The 24181-nt window shown below is 60.4% G+C and carries 13 protein-coding genes; 7 read left to right on the forward strand and 6 right to left on the reverse strand.

The features are described from left to right. Positions 1 to 52 precede the first annotated feature (52 nt). On the reverse strand, positions 53 to 2470 hold the full coding sequence (locus tag BT199_RS07685; protein WP_014717088.1) for a glucose/quinate/shikimate family membrane-bound PQQ-dependent dehydrogenase: 2418 nt from the start codon (positions 2468 to 2470) through the stop codon (positions 53 to 55). Positions 2471 to 2950: 480 nt separating this feature from the next. Beyond that, entirely contained in the window at positions 2951 to 4969 is a 2019-nt protein-coding gene (locus BT199_RS07690; RefSeq protein ID WP_072434240.1) for a TonB-dependent receptor, read from the reverse strand. Positions 4970 to 5139: 170 nt separating this feature from the next. On the opposite strand from BT199_RS07690, the gene BT199_RS07695 reads away from it, so the two are divergent. Together BT199_RS07695 and BT199_RS07700 are read left to right on the forward strand one after the other, a co-directional pair. Then, a complete protein-coding gene (locus BT199_RS07695) occupies positions 5140 to 5373 on the forward strand; it encodes a VF530 family protein (protein WP_072434241.1) in 234 nt (77 codons plus the stop codon). 4 nt (positions 5374 to 5377) lie between these two features. Continuing rightward, a complete protein-coding gene (locus tag BT199_RS07700; protein ID WP_072434242.1) occupies positions 5378 to 6004 on the forward strand; it encodes a Pr6Pr family membrane protein in 627 nt (208 codons plus the stop codon). Positions 6005 to 6117: 113 nt separating this feature from the next. Here BT199_RS07700 and BT199_RS07705 read toward each other — a convergent pair whose 3' ends face one another. Together BT199_RS07705 and BT199_RS07710 are read right to left on the reverse strand one after the other, a co-directional pair. Further along, positions 6118 to 6891, reverse strand: coding sequence for a siderophore-interacting protein (locus BT199_RS07705; RefSeq protein ID WP_072434243.1), 774 nt, complete (start codon positions 6889 to 6891; stop codon positions 6118 to 6120). Further along, positions 6888 to 7397 (reverse strand): PadR family transcriptional regulator, encoded by a 510-nt coding sequence (locus BT199_RS07710; protein ID WP_072434244.1) that lies wholly within the window; start codon positions 7395 to 7397, stop codon positions 6888 to 6890. The genes BT199_RS07705 and BT199_RS07710 overlap by 4 nt, the downstream gene beginning before the upstream one ends. Before the next feature lie 491 nt (positions 7398 to 7888). Between BT199_RS07710 and BT199_RS07715 the strand changes: the two genes are divergently transcribed. The 5 genes from BT199_RS07715 (at position 7889) to BT199_RS07735 (ending at position 13600) form a co-directional block, all read left to right on the forward strand. Next, positions 7889 to 8386 carry a CS1 type fimbrial major subunit gene (locus tag BT199_RS07715; protein WP_172832672.1) on the forward strand — a complete coding sequence of 166 codons (498 nt, stop codon included), beginning with the start codon at positions 7889 to 7891 and terminating at the stop codon, positions 8384 to 8386. A gap of 122 nt (positions 8387 to 8508) precedes the next feature. Continuing rightward, positions 8509 to 11031, forward strand: coding sequence for a CS1-pili formation C-terminal domain-containing protein (locus BT199_RS07720; RefSeq protein WP_072434245.1), 2523 nt, complete (start codon positions 8509 to 8511; stop codon positions 11029 to 11031). Between the two features lie 21 nt (positions 11032 to 11052). Beyond that, positions 11053 to 12297: a hypothetical protein gene (locus BT199_RS07725; RefSeq protein ID WP_072434246.1), complete on the forward strand. Its 1245-nt coding sequence runs from the start codon at positions 11053 to 11055 to the stop codon at positions 12295 to 12297. A 68-nt stretch (positions 12298 to 12365) separates the two neighbouring features. After that, on the forward strand, positions 12366 to 13118 hold the full coding sequence (locus BT199_RS07730) for a hypothetical protein (RefSeq protein ID WP_014717096.1): 753 nt from the start codon (positions 12366 to 12368) through the stop codon (positions 13116 to 13118). Continuing rightward, on the forward strand, positions 13115 to 13600 hold the full coding sequence (locus tag BT199_RS07735) for a CS1 type fimbrial major subunit (protein ID WP_072434247.1): 486 nt from the start codon (positions 13115 to 13117) through the stop codon (positions 13598 to 13600). The genes BT199_RS07730 and BT199_RS07735 overlap by 4 nt, the downstream gene beginning before the upstream one ends. Before the next feature lie 14 nt (positions 13601 to 13614). Here BT199_RS07735 and BT199_RS07740 read toward each other — a convergent pair whose 3' ends face one another. Together BT199_RS07740 and BT199_RS07745 are read right to left on the reverse strand one after the other, a co-directional pair. Further along, positions 13615 to 18795, reverse strand: a complete 5181-nt coding sequence (locus BT199_RS07740; RefSeq protein ID WP_072434248.1) for an NEL-type E3 ubiquitin ligase domain-containing protein — start codon at positions 18793 to 18795, stop codon at positions 13615 to 13617. A gap of 226 nt (positions 18796 to 19021) precedes the next feature. Then, entirely contained in the window at positions 19022 to 24112 is a 5091-nt protein-coding gene (locus BT199_RS07745; protein ID WP_072434249.1) for an NEL-type E3 ubiquitin ligase domain-containing protein, read from the reverse strand. Between the last annotated feature and the right edge of the window lie 69 nt (positions 24113 to 24181).

Genomic DNA, 24181 nt, shown 5'->3' on the forward strand with positions numbered 1-24181 from the left:
AAAAAAGCGGCTGCCCATTCGGGCCGCCGCTTTTTTGTACCGCCAGCGTTGCTTAATCCGGCAGTTTGAACGCCATTACATAGTCACCCTGCTTGGTCCCCAGGGAGCCGTGACCGCCCGCCATGACCAGCACGTATTGCTTGCCGTCCTTGCCGGTGTAGGTCATCGGGGTGGTTTGCGCGCCTGCAGGCAGGCGGCCTTCCCACAGTTGCTTGCCGTTTTTCACGTCATAGGCACGCAGGTACTGGTCCAGGGTGCCGCTGAGGAACGCGACGCCACCGGCGGTGGTGAACGTACCGCCCAGGCTAGGCACGCCCATGGTCAGTGGGATTGGAACCGGCGAGCTATCACGCACGGTGCCGTTCTTGTGCATCCAGATGGTCTGGTGGGTGGTCAGGTCGACCGCCGCCACGTAGCCCCAGGCCGGTGCCTGGCACGGCAGGCCCATCGGCGACAGCAGCGCTTCAAGGATCACACCATACGGGGCGCCTTTGTTCGGCTGCACGCCTTCGGTTTCGCTGACGCGTGGGCCTTGCTTGGCAATGTCGGCAGCCGGGATCAGCTTCGATTTGAACGCCATGTAGCTTGGGTTCACGAAGGCGATCTGGCGCACCGGGTCAACCGAGATGCCGCCCCAGTCGAACACGCCGAAGTTGCCTGGGTACACGATCGAACCTTGCAGGGACGGCGGTGTGAACGGGCCGTCGTAGCGCATGGATTTGAAGTCGATCCGGCACAGCATCTGGTCGAACGGGGTCACGCCCCACATGTCGCGTTCTTTCAACGGCGGCGGCATGAAGTTCAGGTCGGACTTGGGTTGGGTAGGGGAGGTGCGGTCGCCCGCCACTGCGCCTTGTGGCACCGGGATTTCATTGACGGGCACCACTGGCTGGCCAGTGGCGCGGTCCAGCACGTAGATGCTGCCTTGCTTGGTCGACGCCATCACTGCCTGCTTCACGCCCGCAGCGGTCTTGATGTCGATCAGCGAAGGCTGGCCGCCCACGTCCATGTCCCACAGGTCGTGGTGGGTGAACTGGAAGGTCCACTTCACGTGGCCGGTGTCGATGTCCAGGGCGGTCAGGCCAGCGGCGTACTTCTCGGACTCATCGGTACGGTCGCCGCCGTACTGGTCGGGCATCTGGTTGCCCATCGGCAGGTAGAGCATGCCGAGTTTTTCATCCACGGCGAACATGGACCACATGTTCGGCGAGTTGCGGGTGTAGGTCTTGCCCTCGGCCAACGGGGTGGTGTCGTCCGGGTTGCCGCTGTCCCAGTTCCACACCAGCTTGCCGGTGTGCACGTCGAACGCGCGGATCACGCCGCTTGGCTCGTCGATGGAAACGTTGTCGGTCACGTGACCGCCGATCACGACCAGGTTCTTGGTCACGGCCGGTGGCGACGTGGAGTAGTAACCGCCTGGGGCGAAGCTACCGATGTTGGCACGCAGGTCGACCTGACCTTTGTCACCGAAGTCTTCGCACATCTTGCCGGTGTCGGCGTTCAGGGCGATCAGACGGGTATCGGCGGTCGGCACGAAGATGCGTTTCGGGCAGGCATTCGGAGCGGCGGCCGGGCTGGCAGTGCCAGTCGGGCTCTGCTCGGAAGCGTAGGCGGCGTCATCGTGGTACGACACGCCACGGCAGGTCATGTGCGCCCAACCTTTGAAGCTCTCAGCACCCTGGGTGGTGATCTTCGGGTCGAAACGCCAGATTTCCTTGCCGGTATCCGGGTCCAGGGCAATCACTTGGCTGTGCGGTGTGCACACGTAGAGCATGCCATTGACTTTCAGCGGGGTATTTTCCGCGGTGGTTTCACCGGGATCGCCTGGGCCAGGGATGTCGCCCGTGCGATAAGTCCATGCCGGCACCAGCTTATGGGCGTTCTCCGGGGTGATCTGTGCCAGTGGCGAGTAACGGTCACCGAAGGCCGAGCGGCCATAGGAGTTCCAGTCGCCATCGGCCTGGGTTGGCGCAGCGCTGGCCATGCCCGGCACCGCGTCGCGGTCCAGTTGGCCGGTCTTGACCATTTCACCTGGGTTGGTGAATTGGCTGGCCAGGGCGGTCGCGCCCGCCAGCACCACGGCAACGCTCAGCGCGCCGGTACCCAGCGGGGCCGCTTGGCCACGCAGCAACGGACGACGAAACCACGGCAACAGCATGACGATGCCCAAGGCGAACAGCAGGGCCAGGCGCGGCACCAACTGCCACCAGTCCAGGCCGACTTCCCACAAGGCCCACACGGTGCTGGCGAACAACACCAGGGCGTACAAGCCCAGCGCGGCGCGGCGGGTGGCCAGCAGCAACACGCCGGTCAGGGTGATGCCGATACCGGCGAGCAGGTAGTACAGCGACCCGCCGAGCATGCTCAGCTTGACGCCGCCAGCCAGCAAGGCCAGCCCCATGATCAGCAGCAAGACGCCTAGCAGCCTGGGCAACAGGCGGCTTGGGCTTGAGGCACCATCAGTGCTCATAGTGTGTTTCTCCGTTACGTTGGAATTATGTAACCCCGTGCTTCACTCACTGTAGATGACGATTCGGCTCGGGCTTGGTTCATCGTTATTTTTGGTTTTTTCTGTGGGTAACCGGGTTATCCACAGGCAGGCAATAAACTCCCGAGCGCAGGTCGGATTAAGACAGCGCTGTCTTTGAGCAAAAAGAGATTCGGCAAAGGAGTCGACCGGGAGCTGAAGCGTTTCAGATTGTTGCGAAGGATAATGCGGCGGGGCGTTTTGAGAAAGGGTGAATCGCAAGATGCATCATTTCAGTTTTGGTAACAGTGACAGATAGTCGCCCCGATCCCGATCAGTCAAGCGAACGCAATGCTCAACGCAACGACGTTCAAATGTGGGAGCTGGCTTGCCTGCGAAGACGTCGGCCCAGCAAAAATTGATGTTGACTGACCCAACGCTTTCGCGGGCAAGCCCGCTCCCACAGGGGATTTTCGGTGATGATTAGAAGGTAGTGCGAACGCCGAACTGCACGCTTCTACCTGGCGCCGGCGCGATATCGCGCAGGATCGAGCTGGCATAGCGCACGGTCTGGTTGGTCAGGTTTTCTCCGTTGACGAAGGCCAGCCACTGGCTGCCGCCCACATTGAAGCGATACCCCGCGCTGGCGCCGAGGGTGGTGTAGCCGTCGGTGCCGCTTTCGTTATCCGGCACGCGCCCTTGGCCTGCGGCATGTTCCACATCGATACGTGCCTGCCAGCGATCCAGTTCCCACAGCAAGCCGCTGTTCAAACGCAGGGGCGCAATGCGCGGCAAGGCTTCGCCGGTGTCCAGGTTGGTGGCGCGGGTGTAATCGCCCGACAGTTCCAGCGCGAACTTGCCGTAGGCGCCTTCGCCGAGCTTCCAGTGATCCTGGGCTTCGAAGCCGGCGAAGCGTGCTCGTACGCCAGAATATTCGTACTCGGGAATACCGCCCGCGTCCTCTTCACCTTCGTCGTTTAGCGTACGGCCAGTGCCGAGCAAACCGATGTAATTGGAGAAGCGGCTATAGAACACGCCAAAGCTGCCCTTGTGGGTGCCGTTGTCAAAGCGCAGCGCCAGGTCGCTGGACACGGCTTTTTCTTTCTTCAGGTTGGCATCGCCCAACTCGTAGGTGCCGGTGGCGACGTGGGCGCCGTTGGCATACAGCTCGTAGAAGGTCGGTGCGCGTTCGGTGTAGCCCAGGGTGGCGGCCAGGGACCAGACCGGCGTAAGGGTGTAGACAGCGCCAGACGACAAGCTGCCGGCGGTGAAGTTATTGCTCTTGTCGGCATTGGCAAAACGCTCGTTGCCTTTGGCGTTCGGGTCGACGCTGGTGTGTTCCACGCGTGCGCCGAGGCTGAGCTTCAGGCGTTCAGTGGCTTGCATTTCTTCGAGGATAAACAGCGCGCCGGCGTTGGTGTCGCTCTGTGGCACGAAAGCTTCTTCGCCCAGGGCCGAGAATTCGTTGCGCGTCACTTGGGCGCCGACCACGCCATCGAACGGGCCAATCGGCTGGTGTCGGGCTTCAACGCGGGCTTCATAGCCTTTGTTCTTGAAGGTGGTGCCGGTTTCGCCGCCTTCGATTTCCCGGTGTTCGTAGTCGGTGTAACCGGCGTCTATTTTCACCGAGGTAAACGGCCCTTGCAGGTTGCGGATCTCGGACGCAAAGGCGTAATGGTCCTGTTTCATGCGGATGCGCACATCCTGCTCGGCGGGTGAGCCGTAGTTACTGTCGTAATTGCTGTATGACAGCCCGGCATAACCATCGTCCCAGGTGTAGGAACCGCCCACCGCACCGCCGTCCTGGCGCCCATTGCTGTTGCCCAGGCGCCCGTTTTTGCCGGGGCCGTCCTCGCTCTCCGGTGCATGCCGGCTGCGGGCATAGCCTGGGATTTTCAAGTCATTGAACTCGCGCCCATTGGCATCCAGATGCAAAGCGAAGGTACCGTTACCGGCCTCCAACTTGCCCGCGCTGCTGCGGGTGGTGTCGGCACCGCCGTAGCGCAACTCGCCAGCGCCATGGATGCCCTCGATGGCCTCGGTGGGGATGCGATTGTCGAAGGTGTTGACCACCCCGCCGATGGCGCTGCCGCCGTACAGCAGGGCGGCCGGGCCCCGCACGATTTCGATGCGGTCAACGTTGATCGGGTCCAGCGGTACCGCGTGGTCGTAGGACAGCGACGAGGCATCCAGCGCCCCCACACCGTTGCGCAGAATACGAATGCGGTCGCCGTCCTGGCCGCGAATGATCGGGCGGCTGGCCCCCGGGCCAAAGTACGAAGACGACACACCCGGCTGCTTGTTCAGGGTTTCACCGAGGCTGCCTTTTTGTTGCAGGGTCAGGTCATCGCCTGTCAGCACAGTGGTGGGCGAGGCCAGCTGTTCGCTGCCCAGCGGGTTGCCAGTGATCACTTGGGGTGGCAGTTCCAGGGCATGGGCCTGGGAGCCAATCAACAGGGCGGCGGCGAGGGGCGACAAGCGCCAGAGAGAAGGCAGCGACATCGGAGATTCCTGGGCAAAATGACTGATAATTTAAGTTACAATATAACATCTCTTTTTTGTGTAGAAGGGGAACTTTTCCTGGCGGGCTATATTCAATGCGATGCTTCCACCTGCACGCCCCGTCGGCTAAGGTGCGCGGCTGTGTTTCCTCTTTTTGCAAAAGGCCTGGCATGACCGCGACAAGCAACGACCCGCTCCACGGTGTGACCCTGCAACACGTGCTCACCACCCTGGTGGAGCATTACGAGTGGAGCGGCTTGGCCGAGCGCATTGATATCCGCTGCTTCAAGAGTGACCCGAGCATCAAGTCGAGCCTGACTTTCCTGCGCAAAACCCCGTGGGCGCGGGAAAAGGTCGAAGGTTTGTACGTCAAGCTGATGCGTACCAAGCGCCCAATGGATTAAAGGCATGAAGCGCTTTGTCGCAGCGGCAGCCTTGGCGGGTTGGGTGGGGTTGGCGATCCAGCAATACCTGATTCTCTATTCGCGCTGGACCAGTGGCGCGAGCTTGCTGGGCGGCCTGGTCAGTTTCTTCAGCTTCTTCACCGTGCTGACCAATACCCTGGTGGTCGTGGTGCTCAGCTACGCGCTGGTCAAGCGCGACTCTGGCGCCAAGCGGTTTTTCCTCGCGCCTCGCATCAGTAGCGCGATTGCCGCGAGCATCGTGGTGGTAAGCCTGGCCTACAACCTGCTGCTGCGGCATCTGTGGAGCCCGCAAGGCTTTCAATTTATCGCCGATGAGTTGCTGCACGACGTCATGCCGTTGTTGTTTGTGGTGTATTGGTGGCGGTGTGTGCCCAAGGGTACGTTGCGGCTCAAACACATTGCCGGCTGGGTGATCTACCCATTGGTGTACTTCGGTTATGTGCTGCTGCGGGGGCATATGCTCGGGCAGTATCAGTACCCGTTCATGGATGTGGACAGCCTCGGTTATCCACAGGTGTTTATGAATGCCGCAGGGATTTTGGTAGGGTTTATAGTGATCGCTTTGGCGATGGTGGGGCTGGATAGGCGCCTGAAATCATCCTCGTCTTAAAGTGAGCACCGTCAATGTGCGGGCTTGCTCGCGAAGGCGATGGGGCAACCAGTACATCTGCTGCCTGATACTCCGTCTTCGCGAGCAAGCCCGCTCCCACAGTATGAGTTGAGTCAGCTCTGTTCTTCTTCGCTGCCCTCAGCACGCCAGTAACCCACGGCCTTGAGGTATTCCTCGTTGACCTTGTGCGTATCCAGCAGTACCCGCCGTACCTGGCGCGACAGCTTGGTTTCGGTGGCGACGAAGCTGTACAACGCCCCGCTGGGCAGCGTCAGGTTGCGCACTACATCGAGCAGTTCATCGTGGCCGCGCAGAACCCAGATCACCTCGACTTCGGCTGCGCTGCCGAGCACCTGTTGTTCCGCCGCATCGGCGATTTCAATCACCGCCAGCACCTTGCGCCCGGCCGGTAATTCTTCCAGGCGTCGACCGATGGCGGGCAGGGCGGTTTCATCACCGATCAGCAGGTAGCTGTCGAAGATGTCCGGCACGATCATCGAACCCCTTGGCCCACCGATATACAGGTGCTGACCGACCCGTGCCTGCTCGGCCCAGGTGGAGGCAGGGCCATCGCCGTGCAGCACGAAGTCGATGTCCAGCTCGCCGATGTCCAGGTCGTAACGCCGTGGCGTGTAGTCGCGCATGGCGGGTTGCGGGCCGTCGCCCTTGATGGCGAACGTCGGGCTTTCCAGCGCCGCTTGTTCGGCGGCGTTCTGCGGGAACAGCAGTTTGATGTGATCGTCGCTGCCCAGGCTGATGAAACCTTCCAGTTCCGGCCCACCCAAGGTGATACGGCGCATACGCGGGGTGATATCCACCACCCGCAGTACTTGCAGGCGGCGGCGTTTGATGTCGTGGGTCACGCGATGGATGGCTTGTGTGGTCATTGATCTCTCCCGTCGGCAATAGCTTGGGCGGTGCCGTTGAGCAGCGCCGCGACACGAACGATTTCTTCCGGGCTCCAGTGCCCGTGGTGTGAGTGCAAGGCATGGCGCAGGTTGTGCACCGCCTCGTGGATCTCGGGTGGGCGGTCGTGCCCGCGCAGCGAGCGCTTGCTGACATCGATACGCATGCGCACGCCGTCCAGGGCAACGGCTTGCTCGCTTAAGAAGAGACGACCGGCGTCGGTGATTGTGTAGCGCTTTTTTCCGCCATCGGCGTCGCCGCTGATCAACTCGCTCTCTTCAAGAAAGGTCAGGGTGGGGTAGATCACGCCGGGGCTGGGGCTGTAGGCGCCGTCGAACAAGCCTTCGATGCGGCGGATCAGGTCGTAGCCGTGGCAGGGCTGTTCAGCGATGAGGGCTGATAGCAGCAGCTTGAGGTCGCCTGGGGCGAACACCCGGGGGCCACGGCCACCCCGTTTTTCAAATTCGCCGCGATGATCATGCTTCATGTAGGGCTTCTCTGCTCAGGTTTAGATATTACGTAAGATATATCTTATGTCGTTGGTAGACTATGGCGACCAACGGTCGTGGCAGCGTGAGACGCAGCCGGAAATCGGAATATGTGAATAGACGAATAGCGTCTTTAGAGTTATAACTTTAATTAGAGTTGGCGCTCCAATTCGAGCTAAGTGTCGTGAGTTTTTAATCGAGTGTATGTATGGTGTAGTCCAGTTCTTACAGTAGTTTTCAGGTTATGCTTTTACTGCCGTGTAGCCTGTTTCTTACAGCGGATTTTAAAGTTTGGTCAAAGTGCCATTTTTTTCCCGCACGCCCTGATTACAAGGGCTACGAGCGTGTGAGAAGAAGACTGCATACCTGCTTTTAATTTTATTGAATGATTGTTTGGCGTTGTGTGGTTCAACTAACCAGCGGCGTAATTCGTTGTTGAGGTGGTACTTGGCAACGAACCAATCAATGTTAATAAATGCAGGTACTGATCATGTTCAAGAAGTTTGCTGTTGCTGTTCCCCTGGCTGTTTTGGCTTTGTCTTCCTCGGTAACAGCTATCGCTGCAGGTGAAGCCAGTCACACCGTCAACCTCAAGGCAAACATCCCGACCACCGTGTTCCACGCACAACCGCGTGACCCGAACTGGGGCCGTGACGAAACCATGAGCTACAACCTGGTCAGCGGCGAGTTGGCTCCGTTGAGCGCCATCTACGATCTCAAGAACACCAACGGTTCGGTACACGCTTACATCGAAGGTGGCCCGGCTGTGTTGTTCAATGGTGACGTGTCGCAGAACATCCCGCTCACCACCAGCCTCAATGGCGTCACGCTGACCGGCACCCCCCAGGAAGTAGTCAATGAAGCCGACTCCACCCCTGGCGTGGGTGCTGAAATGCGCATCGTCGCGGCCAAACCGTCGGCCACCCAGCGTGGTTCCTACACCGCGGTGATGCCGGTGGTGTTCGACGCGGTATTGCCAACGCCTTGAAACCCATAAGTGCCCGCGACGTACGGGCACCCCTTGTATGACTTGCAGGTCGGCTGATTTTTCCTCCTCGGTCTGCCGACCTGATTTTCATTTTTGGCCCTGGCATTCCGAGTATTCCGTTCATGTTTCCGATGACGCCTATCGCGGCAGCGCTTGCGCTGTTGGTGTGTACGAGTGCCCTGGCAGCGCCCGCCACTTCTGGCGCTGCCACCCCCGGCAGCCTGATTTCTCAGGCCCAAGGCTTGCCCGCAGGGTTTGCCGACCATTTTTTTGATGTGCCGCTGGCGGTGCGTGTGGACCTGGACCAACAACTGCTCGGCGAAGCCTTGATCGTGTTGTCTCAAGACGACCGCGTGACCCTTCTGGAATTTACCGATACCGGTGACAGTAAAGTCCCGGCGGCCACCCGCGACACCTGGCAGGCCGTGCTGGAACAAGGCGTGGCGCTGGGCGCCTGCACCCAGTCCTGCCCGCAAAAAATGATCTCGGCGTACTACAACCTTGAAAGCTCGCAGTTGTCGATCCTGACGCAAAACGTTGAATTGGCAGACGACACCCCGCGTTTCTATGACCAACCGGAAGGCGGCAGCCTGGGGTTGATCATCAATAACCAGCTCAATCTCAATGGCAGCCAGCAAGACAGCCTGGGTGGCCGCTATGGCCTGCAAGCCAGCTCCAGCGTGGGTAACTGGAGCCAGGTGTTCAACCTGCAGTTGGCCCGCCAGAGTGGCGATGAGGCGCAAATGCGTCATGCGATCCACGAGCTGTACACCCAGCGCGAACTGCAAGGGCAGTTTTTCCGCCTGGGCCACTTCACGCCGAATTCCGATGGCCTCACCCGTCAACTGCGCAGCTTCGGCGCCAGCCCCGATACGGCGCTGGGTGTGATGTATGGCAGTTCCGACACGTTGGCGATCAATGACGCCAAGCCCAGCGTGTATCCGATCTACGTCACCGCCAGTCGGCAGGCGGCGGTAGAGATTTATCGCAATGGCTTGTTGATCAACACCCAGTCGGTGACGGCCGGCCTGCAAACCCTGGACACCCGGCCACTGCCGGGCGGCATCTATGAGGTCGAAGTGCGCCTGGTGGAAGATGGTCTCACCACCAGCACCAGCCAGGAACTGGTGTACAAGCCCAGCAACTGGCGCAACGCCGACGACCCGTGGCGCTACAACCTGTTTGCCGGGCGCGAGACCAAGCTGTTCAGCAACTGGGATGAGCAGGCCTCCGGCGCGATCACCGCCGGTGCGTCACTCAACTACCTGGTGCATCCGCGCGTGATCCTCGGCCTGTCTGCTCGCCAGGTGCGCGAGCAACTGCAGTACGGCGGCTCGGTGGATTGGACCGTGGCCGGCAATACCAGCCTCTACGCCAACCTGTATCAAACCCAGGAACATGGCACTGGCATGGACCTGCAAGGGCTTTACAGTTTCGGTGCGACCAACCTGGTGTTCAGCCATAACCGCAGTTGGCTCGACACTCGCGACACTTACGAAACCCTGCCCGACGGTACACGCCTGCGGCGCAACACCTTCGTCGGCCAGGCGAGCAATTCTGCCCTGTCGGTCAACCACCGCCTCGACGCACAGAACACCTTGAACCTGCGGGTTTCCCACAGCCAGGGCAATGTGGAAGGGGCAGGCGTGGACTTGGGCTGGAGCCGCCACGACAAACTGTTCGGCAGTGATGCCAACTGGCGTTTCTCGGTATTCGACCGACCCGGCAGCAGCGGCACCAACGACCAACGCAACCGTGGCGTCGACGTGACCCTGAGCATGAACCTGGGCACAAACGGCCGGCAGATTTCCGGCAGCGTCGGCACCCGCACCGCCCGCGATGGTGGGCGTGACAACAACGCCTCGCTGACGATTCGCCAGGACCTCACCGACCACGTGCTGCAAAGCGTTTCGGCCACCGCCATAACCGACACCTACGGCGTCGGCTTGTCGAGTATGGCCAGCTTCAGTACCGATGCGCTCAGTGGTGACGGCTTTGTGCAGCGCAGCTCCTTCAACGGTGATTTCAGCGGTGGCTTGAACCTCAACAGCACGTTCGTCGCGGGCGCCGGCAAGATGTTGCTGAGCAGCCAGTACCAGGGCAATGGGGCAGGCATGATCATCGATGTGGAAACCGACCTCGATGAAATTGCCCTGCGCGCCGACGACCTGGGCGGCGGCAGCGCCGTGTTGCGGCCAGGACGCAACTATGTGCCGGTCTCGGCCTACAAGAGCAGCAGCGTGAGCTTCGACTTCGAAGGCAATCACCCGCCGGCAGCCAATATCCAGCCCACCCGTTCCAGTTACCACTTGAACAAGGGCGGTGTGGACTACCGCAAGGTCACCGTGATGAAAACCGTCACCGTACTGGGTCGCCTGCTGGATGGGCGAGGCACCCCCCTCAAGGGGCATCACGTGATCAACCACGCCAGCCGTGGCGTCAGCGAAGTGGACGGGTTTTTCTCCATGGAGATGAGTTCCAGTTCACCGACCCTGCAAGTGCGCTACCAGAACCAGTTGCTCTGCCAGTTCCGCCTCGACCCGAGGCATACGACTAATGAAAACGATGTGTTGATGATCGGTGATCTGCGCTGCACGCCGGACACGCTGGCTGAAGCTAACCACAAGGCCGACACCGCCGGTTGACGGCGGCTTGGATGGGATTCGATGACTTTTATCACTGCAATAAAAACACTGTTGAGGCCGTTGCCCCTGGCACTCGCCCTCGGCTGTACGAGCTTGACGGCGCAGGCGTTCGTTGAGGACATCACCGCCGTGTTTCGCCCTGATCCGACGAACCCGATGAGTAACAAGTTCAAGAATACGACGGTGCACAGTGGCGTATGTGCTTGGCATATACCGGCGCGATGCGAGGCATTGAATATTTTCAGCATCCGCAACATGGAATTTCGGGCTCAATCGAATGCGCCGATTTCCGCCGGGCATACCGACCCACGACAAGGCGCCTACTTCAAACTGCCATCCGCCTGGCGCGATGTTCAAGTCACCCATACCGCAACCGGCGAAATGGCAACGGTACAAATGCGCATCGCCGGTATTGGGACCCGCTGGAATATTGCCTATCCCCCCGGCGTCAGCGCCTGGACCTATGGGGGTGTTAACTGGGATTACTATTGGGTAAGTGGCCCGCCGCCTTGTGTAGGGCTGGGCTATCAAGCGGCTGGGGTTAATTTTGGCTTGTTTTTCTGGAGTGTTCCCGAAAACGCAGGGGCCTGCAGCATCACGCCGGGATACGATATTCCGTGGTTGACTTACAACTATCTGGAGTATGGCTACGAACTCAGGACGCCGAACCCGTTGACGATGGCCGCCGGCGAGTATCGCGGGTCGTTGACTTACAGCATGGGGCCTGGCGGTGACTTTGACTTCGGTGACGTGATGATTCCCAGCGACAACATCGCCACCTTCAATTTCACCCTGCAAGTCGAGCACATCCTCAAAGTCACCCTGCCTCCGGGCGGCAACCGTGTCGAACTGCTCCCCGAAGGCGGCTGGCAAGCCTGGCTCAACCGCGGGCGGCAACCCTCGCGATTGTCCCGTGATCAGACCTTCAGCATTTTCTCCAGTGGGCGTTTCAAGATGACTCTTGAATGCGGCCTGGCGATCGGCAACACCTGCGGCCTGCGCAACGGCGCGGGGGATGAGGTGCCGTTGCAGGTCGCGGTCAGTTTGCCGTTTGGCCTGCACAACCAGCGCGACGAGCCCGTAAACCGGCAGCCGTTACGCCGGGATGGGGTAGGCACCGAGTTGATCCAGTCCGTGCACTACGTCAACAACCGCCCCGGCACGCTGCACTTTCAAGTCGACAAAGAAGACGTGGGCGACATGCTCAAGCATCCCGGGAGTACCTATTCAGGCGTAGTCACCGTGATCTGGGATTCGGAAGTCTAGGCGGGTTTGCCCGCACATCGGCCCGCTGTCGTGGCGGGCCGCGTTCAATCAACAAGGCGTAATCAACTATGAAACATGCAGTGCTATGGGCCGGGCTTTTCCTGATGTCGTTGACAGCGCAGGCGGGGCCGGCAATCAACGTCGGCGTCGTGTACGACTACCTGGAAGGCGACCGCAGCTCCTACCTCAAGCGGGTATTCAACGGCGGCACCAGTACCGCGTTCATCAAGGTCAATGTGCTGGAGATTATCTATAACGCCGACGGTACCTCCCGGGAAGTGCCGGTCGCCTCGATGACCGACGCCAAGGGCAGCACCACCAATCGCGACGGCCTGATGGCCAGCCCGGCGCGCCTGATCGTGCCGGCCGGCGGACGCCAGGGCACTCGTCTGTTGTACATGGGCCAGCGTGACAAGGAGCGTTACTTTCGTGTGCGCTTTATCCCCGTCGTGCCGGAAAAGGAAGATGACTTTGCGGTCACCGACGCAGAGCGCAGCGAATACAAAAAAGACCTGGCAGCCGGGGTCAACGTCATGGCGGGCTATGGCACGGTGTTCTTCGTGCGCCCCAAGGATACCCGCTTCGATACGCAGATCAGCGAGACCGCCAGCCAGTACACCCTGCGCAATGCCGGCAACAGTACGGTCGTGCTCGATGAGTTCCGGGACTGTTCAGTGGCAAAGAAAACCGACTGTGAACCCACCACCAAGCACCACATCCTGCCTGGCCGCCAGCTGGTATTCGAGAAGAAAGTCGAACGTCAATTTAGCTTCCAGTTGGTTGAAGGCCGGGACAAAAAACCGATGAAGGTCACCCGATGATATTTAGACAATTGACGCGACTGGCGGCGCTGATGGTGCCGTTGACCCTGGGCGGGCAAGCGATGGCGTTTCAGGAACGCCAGAGCTTTGATGTGTCGGTGACCATCCCGGTCCACGAAGCCTATGTGTTGCCTTCCGAACCCGACTGGATGGGGCAGGATCAGCTGCTGGCCTGGGACTTGGCGACCTCCCGGCTCGGCCGCCTGCGCAAGAACTTCGACGTCAAGAATCTCAATGGCGGCGTTGCGGCACGCCTGGGAGACGTGCCCTATCTGTTGAGCGGCAATGACCGTATCGATTTGCGCGTGCTGTTCAACCGGGTGCCCCTGACCCTGGACTCGACCCAGGTACTCAGCGCTGACGAAGCGGGCATGGGCCGGCGCGTCGAGCTGGATATTTCGGCGATCGAGCCGCAGGGGGGGTACCAGGGCGGGGCCTACTACGGCACGGTGCATCTGATGTTTGATTTTCTTGCGCCTTGAACGCCAGGGCCGCATCAAGCTCGGTTTTTACGTGCTCCGGCCCGGTTCAGCGCAACACGCGTCAGATCTCGCAGCCACTGATTGTGCCGGTACCCCAGCTCATTGAGTGCTGTGTCGTACTGTGTTGAACTCATAGGGTTGCCGGATAACACGCTGTCTTCGTCCAATCCCAGGGCTTGCGCCAGGCCGCGCAGTTTTACCCGCTGGGCTTGCCGATCAATCTCCGGCAGCTCCTGTGACTGCGCGTATTGCGCTTGCAGTGCCTGTAATTCATCGAGTTGGAGGTACTTCAAGTCGAAGGCTGTGTCATTGTTCCATTTGGCGGTGGGGTTGTGCTGCTCAAGGTAACGCTCCCAACCTTTGTCCAACAGCATCTGGTTCACCAGCCCGTCACCCTCTTCCAACCTGGCTACTGCGGCGGCCACCTTTTCGATCTGCGCGGGGGTTACATCGGCAAGTGTGCGGTAAGTCATATGGGTCGATAGCCACGGCAGGTCCAGCCGGTCTGCCAGGGTGCTGCGATAGGCTAAGTGAATGCCGGCCTCGTCGACCTCGCCATGCTCGCCGTCGATGACCTGCGACCATAGCCGTTGCCCCAGCCCGCCCTGATCTTTGGGTTTGAGGCGGTGGGCGATGTCTTCACCAATGGCTTTGCCCATATAGGCATCGCGCGCGGCTCCGCGGGCCAGCACCACCAGCCTGGCCTCGAGTTCTGCCGGTGTGGTGCTGGTTCGATAGGCTTCGCTGGCGAGTACTTCGACGCCCAGTTTCTGGAATATCAGCGCGCCGGCGTCGGGGCACAAGCCGGGGTAGCGAGTATCCTTGAACACGCGCTCGCGCAGGTTGCTGTCGGCTTCGACCGCCCTCAGCAGGCGCCATACCCTCTGGCTCAGCTCAGGCCGGTTGTTCTGATAGGCCAGGCGGTCTTCCTCGGCCTGGAACTCGTCCGGCTCTTCGAGCGATTTGATCACCTCAAACAGACCCTGAGAGCCGGGTTCCTTTTCAATCGCGTCCCACAGCTGCCGGTGCTGCTCATGCTCCTCAGGCTTGATGTCACTCAGCCAGGGTGCGCTTTCACCTCTAGGCGCGTAGAAGCGCAGCGGGTCCAGCCCCACAGACTCGCGGTATTCAGCGAGCAAGTCCTGAAAGTCCGAGGTGAGCCTGCTCTGGTCCAGGCGGGTACGGGCAATGATGTCGGCATCATCCGAACCTGGGGCGACATGGGGTAACTGGGTGATCGGGTTCTCGCTCAGGTCCAGTTGGAACCCGCGCGCGCGTGAGCGACCGACGAGCCCGACGGGCCAGTCCTTTATTTGCGTATTGCGCAGGTTCAGCAAGGTCAAGGCCGGCATTTGGCTGATATTCGGTGTTTGCCCCAGTGGGTTGCCGGCCATCTCAAGCTGTTTGAGACGCTTGAGCCGTCCAAGTGTTGCAATGGCGGCATCGTCCAGAACCAGGGCATTTGCTTCCAGATGCAAGCGTCGAAGACGTTTGAGCTTGCCCAGGGTCGCAGGTAACTGGGTGAGCTGGTTGTGACTCAGATCGAGGTCGCGCAGATGCGGAAAATTGTCTAGAAAGGCGGCGTGGCGATCGGAAAAATCACAACCGCGCAGGTCCAGGTCGCTGATGTGGTTCAGTGGCACGTTAAGGGTGGGCAGTTCGTCGGGCATGGGCGTATTGAACAAGTCCAGAGCGATACCGCCGCGGTGTTCGAAGCTTTCGTCCAGATGCACCGTCAGGCCATTGCTCCAGCCATCATAGAGGCGGGTCGCGACTTGCGCCCGGCGTTTGCGGACTTCGGGCTCCAACAGCGTGCCCGCCCTGGGCGTCGGACCCTTTATGTAGGCGTCGAGCTGATTGAACAACTGCTGTTTTTGCGACTCCATCTGCATCAGCGTTTGCTCGCCTTCGGCTGTGCTCATCGTGATTGATAAGCGTCGAACGCTGTCGTTGCTCATCGCGGGCAGTAACTGTTTGATGCGTTCTTCAATGGTTTTGGGTTGCATGTCATAGCTGTCGACCCGGGACATTTTGCAGGATGCGCCTCCGCCCAGCAGCACCTCGGTCTCGGGAGCGGGCCGCATGCGTAAGGGCGGCTCAGCCAATGCCAGGCGTCGCTCGGCCGGTGCCTGGTTATGTTCGATCACCCACTGCCTGAGCTGTTCACCTTCGCCGACGGTGTAGGGCGGGGCGCGCTGCGGATCCTGCGCCAGGGTCCACAGCAGGGACTCGTACAGCGTGGTGGCTGGGTTGAGTGGGTTGGCATCGGCGTCGAACACGGTGTAGGTCCCGTCTGCGCTGCGTACCAGTGTGCGGGCCTGCGGCGCGTCGGTTTCACCGACGCTGCAGCGCAACGGGCCGGTGGGGCTGTTGTCCCGGATGTCGATGTTCAGATGGCTGAACACGTCGCTGTGCAGGCGCAGGGTATTGAGCACCAACCGTTCGCTGTGCGCCGAGGGTTGCCGGGGAGGGTAAAGCCCTTCGACAGCGCGGCTGGCCTGATGGTCGAAGTCCAACTCCCGTGCCAGGCTTTTGAGGCGCAGGGGCAGGCGCTGTGTGTCGTTCATCACCGTTGTTTCTTCAGGCCAGGCCTGCTTGAGCAACGCGTTCGCACTGCTCAGCGCCAGCTCGGGAAAGTCCTGGCGCAACAGGGCCACGTGTGGGTCGCTGCTGGCTTGGCCCAACTGGTAATGACTTTTGGCGACATGCCCGCCATAACCCTCTACGTAGTTCGCCAGTTTATTGCGCAGTGCCTGGGCCTGTTGAGCCTGGGGCAAGGTTTCACCCAACAACGTATTGACCTGATGTTCGTCCAGAAAACCCAGCACGCGCTCGGGCAGCCTGGCAGCCATCACGTCAGCCAGGCTGATGCGCAGAGTATCGGCGGGCGCGGCGTGGGTATCGCCGTATTTGCGCGACTCGCCGCTCAGATCGCTGTTGTGAAACACCTCCAGGGCTTTGCTCGGCGGCCAGCCGGGGAGGTCGGTAACGGCTTGTTCGAACCAGTAGGAATAGGGGGCGAGTGTCTGGCCCGTACGTATTTTCTGGACAGACGCCTGGGCGAAACGGTCTGCGCTAAAGCGTTCGATGCTGTCGGCCAGCAGCGGCGGGGACGGCTGGTTGCGCGCATACATGTGGCGCAAATGGTCTGGCTCGCTGCCGCTGATGATACGGATCTGTTCAAGCTGCTCGTTGGTGAGCGCCTGGGTAGCGGGGCTGATGCGGCGCATCAGCGTGTGATCGTCCCAGCTGCGCGGTTGTTCGCCTTCATGTACCCAGGCGCCGTGACCATTGAAGCGCACTTTCGGTTGATAGGCGTGTGGCCGGCTGGGGTGCACGATTCGGTGATGCGGCAATTGCGGGTCCGGTTCTACCTGGTAGTGATGGTCGGCATGGGCCAGCCAGTGTTTCTGGGCATGCTGATACAAACCCTGTGTATCAGAGGCGATGCCTTGGGGCAGGCTGATGGTCTGCTGGTAAGGCGAAAGATCGGGGTTCCACAAGCGCTTGTCACCGCCATCCAGCGTCACCGGGTGCAGGCCCTCGACGAAGGGCGACAGCTTAAGGGTGACAGCCTGGCCGACAGTACCGGCCCCCGCCAAAATGCCTAGTTGCACCACCGTTTCCACCACGTCCATGACATGCCCGATGGCTTCCAGTCCGTTGCCTTGCGCCCAGTCAACAATACCTTCGAACACATCGCTGGCCACCTGGTAGGCGGTGTAGGCGAGCATCAACTCCCCCAGGAACGGCACGAAGGGGGTGACCACCAGGAGCGCCGCATTGAAAATATCCGAGAGGATCTTGCCCAGGTTATTCCACCAGGCCCAGCGCGCCATCAAGTCGGCGTAAGCGGTGCTGATCGCCACGTCCCGGGTATCGTTGACAATTTTATTGACGTTGACCCGGTACAGGTAGTGCCACAGCGTGTCAGGCTCCGAATGCCCGGAAGGCGCTCGGTTCTCGTGGTCGTCAAAAATGTTTTGCACGCTGAAGTGCAACCGCGGCGTGTCCACCGCGATGGTTTGCCAACTGGGGCCACTATCGGTGCGCTTCTTTTCGTGCCACTGCACCTTGAACAGGCGGCTTTGCAGCTCGGCAAAAAAAAGCCCGCGTTGTTTATGGTCGACAAATCGACTGAAAAACTGCCGGTAGGTGGTCTTTGCAGGCGCTTGGCCGTGGGCATCCAGGGTGGCGGTGCTGTCGCGCAATTGGCGCGTCAACTCATTCATGAACTCAATCGGCGAGGGGTACTCCTTCAACGGATGCTCCGGGTCTTCAGGAACATAGGCAATCAGGCGTTCGATGTGTTTGTCGCTGCCCTGTGGCGCGGCAATCAGCACGATACCGCTGAGCCGGGCATTCAGCAGGCTGAGGTTGTAGTACTCCACCGGTATGCCGTCCAACGCTGGGTCGGGCTTGCCCTCGACAATATCGAACAGCAGACGTCGGGCGTCCTCCTGAATGTGCTGCTGCGACCAGGCGATGCAGGTGGCGTTTTTCAGCGTGGCCTTGTCGCAGGCAATCACTTTGCGCCGTAGCGTATCGGCCTGGACTTGATTGCCGAAGCCAAGGGTGCGCAACAATCGCGTCTGGTACTGCCGGCCCATATCGAGGGTGCGGCACAGGTTTTTGAATACTTGCGCGGTCAGGGGCTGGCCGCTGGTATTGGAGGTGAACGTCAGGATGGCCTGCTGGCCGCGGGCGTCGGGCTTGGACAAGAACCCATAGTCGGCAAACTGCTCGCTGGCGGAAAAGTTATGCAGAGCGGCATCCAGTAGTGTCACGGTCCGGCTGGTTACGCCTTTGCGAACGCCAATGACCCACCAGCTTTTTTCGGCGGGGGCATACAGGCGAATGAACGTGTTTTTTACATCAATGTCGCCGTATTCACGCAAGGCCTTTTTGAGCAGAGGCTCTGCGAATGAGTACACGTCCTTGATGTATTTGAAGTGTTCATCCAAGGCATTCCTGGCGGTCCACTGCTCGGCCATGGTCTCTGTGGAAACCGTATCTGCGCGCGTGTCGAGCGACTTGAGTCGGGTGTAGACAAAAGGGCTTGCGGCTTTCAGTGCGCGAGCGCGTGTCAGCGTGGTCGCGCTGAGCCAATGTGGAATGGAGCGCTGGATGACATCAAAGTGCATGCCCTTGTGGGCATGGCTCGCAGCCTGTGGGTAGGGGCGTTCGAAGAACATGGTTGTGTTGCCTTGAGATGAGTAGTGGGGTGGTCAACCCGATCTACACTAATCACCCTCATGAAAAGTCCAGGCATACATAACCACTACTTGGCCCCTCCCATATTCACACCGCGACCATCAGTTGGATACTTATCAGTTGTCAGGCCGTCACGGGAGCAAGCGCCCTCGCCACAGGTTCGGCGGCGCACACAACGTTAGGCAGGGCCGCGCATCGTGTGCCTGCTTACGAAGCGCGGTTGCTACGCCCCGTGTCACGGGCGAGGGCCTGGCGGGTCAGTTGGCGCAGCCAATCCTTTTCCTTGTACCCCAGGTCGTTGAGCAGCCCGTTATACACCTCATCGGACATGGGCTCGTCGGCAAATACCACACTGTCCGGGGCCTGGAGCGCTTCGCCCAGCGTGCGCAATGTGTCGCGCAGCAGGGCTTTTTTTTCCGCTGTCAGCTCGTCTGCTCGCGCCCATTGGGCCTGCGCGGTTTGCAGGTCATCGAGTTGCAGAAAACGTGTGGAATACAGCTGGTCATTGTCGCGCAATGCCTGGTCGTGGCTGTTGCGCAGATACTGTTCCCAATAAGGTTCCAGCAACATTTGATTGACCAATCCGTCGCCTTCACTCAGCGCCAGCACCTGGGTGTAGGCGTGGTTGATTTGCTCCTCGCTGACGTTGGCCGTTGCGCGATACAGCATGTGGTTGGAGATCCAGGGCAAATCCAGCCTGGCCGCCAGGTCGGTCTGGTAGGCCAGATGCACATCGACTTCGTCGACCTCTCCTGGCACGCCGTCGCGTACATCCGACCTGAACCGTTGTCCCTGCCCGCCTTCGCTCACCGGTCGCACGCGTTGGGCGATGTCTTCACCAGCCACCTTGCCCAACAGCTTGAGGCGCGCACTGCCTTTGGCCAGGGTCACGAGTTTTTCTTCACACTCGGCGGCGTCTTGTGAGTAACGCAAGGCTTCACTGGCCATGACCTCGATCCCCATCTCATTGAAGATCTGCGCACCGGCGTCGGCGCACAGGCCTGGGAAACTGGACATCTTGAACAGTCGTTCGCGCAACGGGGTGTCTTCATGGGCGGCGCGTATCAGTCGCCAGACCCTTTGCGTCATGGCCCTGCGGTTGTTGTCGTAGCGCAGGCGGTCCTCGGCCTGTTCAAAGAACTCGGGAAGTTCAAGGTAGCGGATGACTTCGAAGAAACCCTGGGATCCATGCTCGTGTTCAACCGCATTCCATACCTGCTCGGCGATGGGGCGGGTTTGCGCGTCAGCCTCCAGCATCCATGGGCCGCTGTTGCCCATGGGTTCGTAGGTGCGGTTGGGGTCCAGGCCGGCAGCGGTCCGGTAGTGTTCGTAACGGGTAAGCGCCTCGACCGTCAGGGCGTTTCGATCCAGGCGTGCGCGGGCAATCACACGAGCCTCGGGCGTGCCTGCGGTGGCGTCCGGTAGCGCGTCGATGGGATTGGCGCGCAGATCGAGCAAAAATTCGTCAACACGAGGTTGTGCAAACAGGCCGCGTGGCCATTGGGTGATCGCCGTGCGGCTCAAGCCCAGGTGGCGCAGCGCAGGCATCAGGCTGATGTCGGGTGCGAGTACCAGCGGGTTGTTGCTCAGTTCAAGACGTTCCAGGCGACGGGCTTTCCTCAGGCTGCGAATATCGTCGGGGCTGAACGTCAGGTCATTGCCGCTCAAGTCGAGGTCTTTGAGCAAACGCATGTGCACCAGCGCCGGCGGAAGATCCATGAGCTTGTTGTCGTGCAAGTCCAGGCTGCGCAGGGTGGGGAAGTGTTTGAGAAAGTCGCTGTGTGCTGGGCCAAATTCGGTATTGCTCAGGTTCAGGGCGGTCACATGTTCGAAATTGGCGGTCAGTCGAGGCAGTGTCGATGGCAAGGGCCAATGGTGCAGATCCAGGCGGGCACCGCTTTGAGGGTGGCCGTAAGCATCGGTGTGTTGTGCAAATCGATCGCCCCAGCATCGCTCGATGGCCACGGCTAAATGTCTTCTCCTGGCTCGTTGCACACGGTCATCTCGACTGCCTCTGGCGTGTTGTGTCGGGCTGTCTTTCCAGGTTTGCAGCTCGACATGCAGGCGTTGTTTTTCTTCGGTCAGCTCGTTGAGCAGATTGCGCAGGTGTCGAGGAGGGACGCTGTCGATAAACAGCTCAAGGCGCTGTTCGTCGAGTGTGGGAAACAGCAGCTGCAACGTTTGCCGGGCATGTTGAGCGTAGGTTTCGACAGGGGGCTCGGCGCAGCGGCTCACACCGCCGCCGCCCAGCAGTTGCACGGTTTCTCGGTCGGCCCGACGGTAGGTCGGAGGCTCGGCCAGCACCACACGCCGTTCGGCCAGTGATGCGACCTGGTCCATCAGCCACTGTTTGAGTTGCGCGCCTTGGCCTGGGTGGTAACCCAGCGCCTGGGCTTTATCGGCGGGTAATGTACCGAGCACCGCCTCATACAGGTCTGTGTGGGAGGACAGCCGCGTGCCCGCTTCATCGAACAGGTCATAGCCACGTACGGTCGGCACCAGGACTCGTCGAATCGTCGCTTCGACAGGGCCGGCCTCACAACGCAAGGTGCCGGTGGGCGTCTGCTCGCGGATTTGAAGGTGCAGGTCGGCAAAGCTGTCGCTGTGAACCTTGAGGGTGTTCAGGGCCATCCGCTCGGTGGTGACCGGCAAGGGCGGTGCCGCATAAAACCCTTCGAAGGCCTGCACCGACTGCGCGGCCACGTCCAGTTCACGGGCCTGGTTATGCAGGCGCAAGGGCAAGCGTTGCTCTGCCATGCTTGTATGCTCTTCGCTGCTGGCAGTACTGAGCAGGCGTGTCTGCATGGCCGTATCCAGATGTGGGAAGGATTGGCGCAACAGCAAGTGCTCCGGGTCGTCCGTCATTTCCCATACCTGCCGGTACACGTTGTCGGTGAAATCCCGGCGCCAGTGCAACACGTGATCTGCCAGTAGCTCTCGCAGGTGTTGCACCCGTTGCGATTGAGCAATGTCGCCACCCAGCAGTCGGCGGCTCGCTTCTTCATCGAGAAAGCCCAGGACATGTTCGGGCAACTGTCCCGACATCACTTGAGCAAAACTGAGGGGCAAGGTGTCTGTCGGTGCTGCGTCGGGGTTGCCGACCTTGATGCTGCGTCCCGACAAGTCGGGGTTGAGGAACACTTCGATGGCTTTGTCAGAGGGCCAGCCGTCCAGCTCGGTGACCGTTTGTATGAACCAGTCTGACGAAGGGTCCGACGCCAGCGCTTGGCCGGTGCGGATTCTTTCGCTGGCAATGGCCGGATAAGCCTGAGCCTCGAAGCGCCTGAGCGTGCCCGCCAACAGCGGCGGCATGGGCTCGTGGTACAGATGCATGGCGCGCAACACGGCCTCGTCGGTGCCGCTGGCCCGGCGCATTTGTTCCAGCTGCTGATCGGTGAAACCTTCGACCCGATGTCCCAGGCGACGCATCAGGGTGGCGCTGTCCCAGGTTTGCGGCTGCTCTCCTTCATGCAATACCGCGCCGTCACCGTTGAGAAATACCTGCGGGCGATAAGCATCCGTGCGTGTTGGGTGGTTGATCCGATGCTCTTCTGTATCGGCGTCGGGCAACACCTCATAGTGCTCGCCGTTCAGTGCCAGCAGATGCTTGCCTTGATGCTCATGCAGGCCCGATGGCGACGGCAGCGAGTCGGCAGGCAGGCCATGCGCCTGTTGCGCGTAGGGGCGCAGGTCAGGGTTCCATAATTTGAGTTGGCCGTCGGGCACGCGCACCGGGTGCAGGCCGTCGACAAACGACGAAGGCTTGAGCTGGATGACCTCACCGAGTTTTCCCGTGCCGGCAAAGAGCGCTGCCTGGATCAGGTTCTGCGCCACGTCGAGCAGGTGTTGTGCAGCTTCCGTGCGCTGGCCTTGAGACCAGTCGACAATGCCTTCAAACACCTCATCGAGCACTTGATAGGCGGTGTAGGCCAACATCAGTTCTCCCACCAGGGGCACAAAGGGGGTGATCAGCAGTAGGCTGGCATTGAGCAAGTCCGACAGCACCTGCTGCAAGTTATCCCACCAGGCCCAACGGGCCAGGTGGTCGACGTAGGCGGTGGACACCGCCATGTCCCTGGCGTCATTGACGATCTTGTTCAGTTGGACACGGTACAGGTAACGCCACAGGTTGTCGGCGGCCGGGTCGTCCGAGCGGTTCTGATAATCCTCGGTGATGTCCTGCAGGCGAAATTGCAGGGTGGGCCGTTCGGTCTTCTGGCTGAGTCGCGCATTGAGCTGTGCGAAAAACCGGCCGCGCAATTGGTGAGGGACAAACTGGCTGAAAAACTGCGGGTAGGGGCCAGTGGTTTGCATGGAGCTGCCCTTCAACTGGCGGGTCAGTTCTCGTACAAAAGCGATGGGGTCGGGGTATTCCTTGACGGGGTGTTCAGGGTCTCCCGGTACATACGCAATGAGCCGGCCACTGGCGGGTTGTGCCATGAACAGCAGGATGCCCGTGAGTGGGCAATCCAGCAGGCTCAGGTTGTAACTGTTGATGGGCAGGCCATCGAGCCGCACGTCGGCGCGTTCTTCGATCAAGCCCCGCACGGTCTCCAGTGCATCGGCGCGCAGATCGCCTTTGAGTTGCGCCAGATGGGCCGCGCTCTTGAAGGCGGCCTTGTGGGCGCTGACAGCTTCATCGCGCACGGCGACTGCAACGGGGGGGTTATCGAACCCCAGTCGTTGCCGGAGGCTGGCCTGGTAACGAGCGCCGATGTCCAGGCTTCGGCAAATGTTCTTGAAGGTGTCTGCGTCAAGTCGCACGCCGGTGCGGCAGTGGGGAAAATGCAGGATGTCTTGTTGCCCACGCGGGCCTTGCGCGCTGAGAAAGGCAAAATCGACAAAGCGGTCTTTCGCGGAAAAGTTACTCAGGGCGGCATCCAGCAACGACAGGGTTTTGCTGTGTACGCCTTGTGTGACATTGACCGTCCACCAGGCCAGGGCGGCATCGGTATACAGGCGCAAAAAGGTGTTCTTGACGTCAATGTCGCCGTAGTCAGTGAACAAAGCCGCTTTGAGTAACGGCTCGGCAAACGCGTAGAGATCGTTGATATCCCCCAGGCGTTTGTCCAGGGTGTTCTGGGCCCGCCAATGCTCGGCAATGGCCTGTTTGAGTGGTGAGTGAGCTTCGGTGGGAGCGTGCGGATAAGGCCGCGCCAAGGGCAGTTTTGCGGTTTTGAGCGTGTTGATACGCGCCAGGGACGCGCCTGTGAGCCAGTCGGGCACGGCGTTTTTCAGGTGTTCGATATGGCGGCCCTGAAAACTGTCCGTCGTGGCTGGGGGGAGCAAAATGGGCATTTCTTTTAACCTGAATAGTCCTTTAAAGGCTTTGGAGTCTATTCAGCTGAATGCTTGAAAATAAGCTTG

The organism is Pseudomonas sp. NFR02 (genome assembly GCF_900119375.1).
Lineage (GTDB): Bacteria > Pseudomonadota > Gammaproteobacteria > Pseudomonadales > Pseudomonadaceae > Aquipseudomonas > Aquipseudomonas paracarnis.

Coding starts and splice junctions, on each gene's coding strand:
- BT199_RS07685 (WP_014717088.1), bottom strand. CDS start 2,470: ATGAGCACTGATGGTGCCTCAAGCCCAAGCCGCCTGTTGCCCAGGCTG.
- BT199_RS07690 (WP_072434240.1), bottom strand. CDS start 4,969: ATGTCGCTGCCTTCTCTCTGGCGCTTGTCGCCCCTCGCCGCCGCCCTG.
- BT199_RS07695 (WP_072434241.1), top strand. CDS start 5,140: ATGACCGCGACAAGCAACGACCCGCTCCACGGTGTGACCCTGCAACAC.
- BT199_RS07700 (WP_072434242.1), top strand. CDS start 5,378: ATGAAGCGCTTTGTCGCAGCGGCAGCCTTGGCGGGTTGGGTGGGGTTG.
- BT199_RS07705 (WP_072434243.1), bottom strand. CDS start 6,891: ATGACCACACAAGCCATCCATCGCGTGACCCACGACATCAAACGCCGC.
- BT199_RS07710 (WP_072434244.1), bottom strand. CDS start 7,397: ATGAAGCATGATCATCGCGGCGAATTTGAAAAACGGGGTGGCCGTGGC.
- BT199_RS07715 (WP_172832672.1), top strand. CDS start 7,889: ATGTTCAAGAAGTTTGCTGTTGCTGTTCCCCTGGCTGTTTTGGCTTTG.
- BT199_RS07720 (WP_072434245.1), top strand. CDS start 8,509: ATGTTTCCGATGACGCCTATCGCGGCAGCGCTTGCGCTGTTGGTGTGT.
- BT199_RS07725 (WP_072434246.1), top strand. CDS start 11,053: ATGACTTTTATCACTGCAATAAAAACACTGTTGAGGCCGTTGCCCCTG.
- BT199_RS07730 (WP_014717096.1), top strand. CDS start 12,366: ATGAAACATGCAGTGCTATGGGCCGGGCTTTTCCTGATGTCGTTGACA.
- BT199_RS07735 (WP_072434247.1), top strand. CDS start 13,115: ATGATATTTAGACAATTGACGCGACTGGCGGCGCTGATGGTGCCGTTG.
- BT199_RS07740 (WP_072434248.1), bottom strand. CDS start 18,795: ATGTTCTTCGAACGCCCCTACCCACAGGCTGCGAGCCATGCCCACAAG.
- BT199_RS07745 (WP_072434249.1), bottom strand. CDS start 24,112: ATGCCCATTTTGCTCCCCCCAGCCACGACGGACAGTTTTCAGGGCCGC.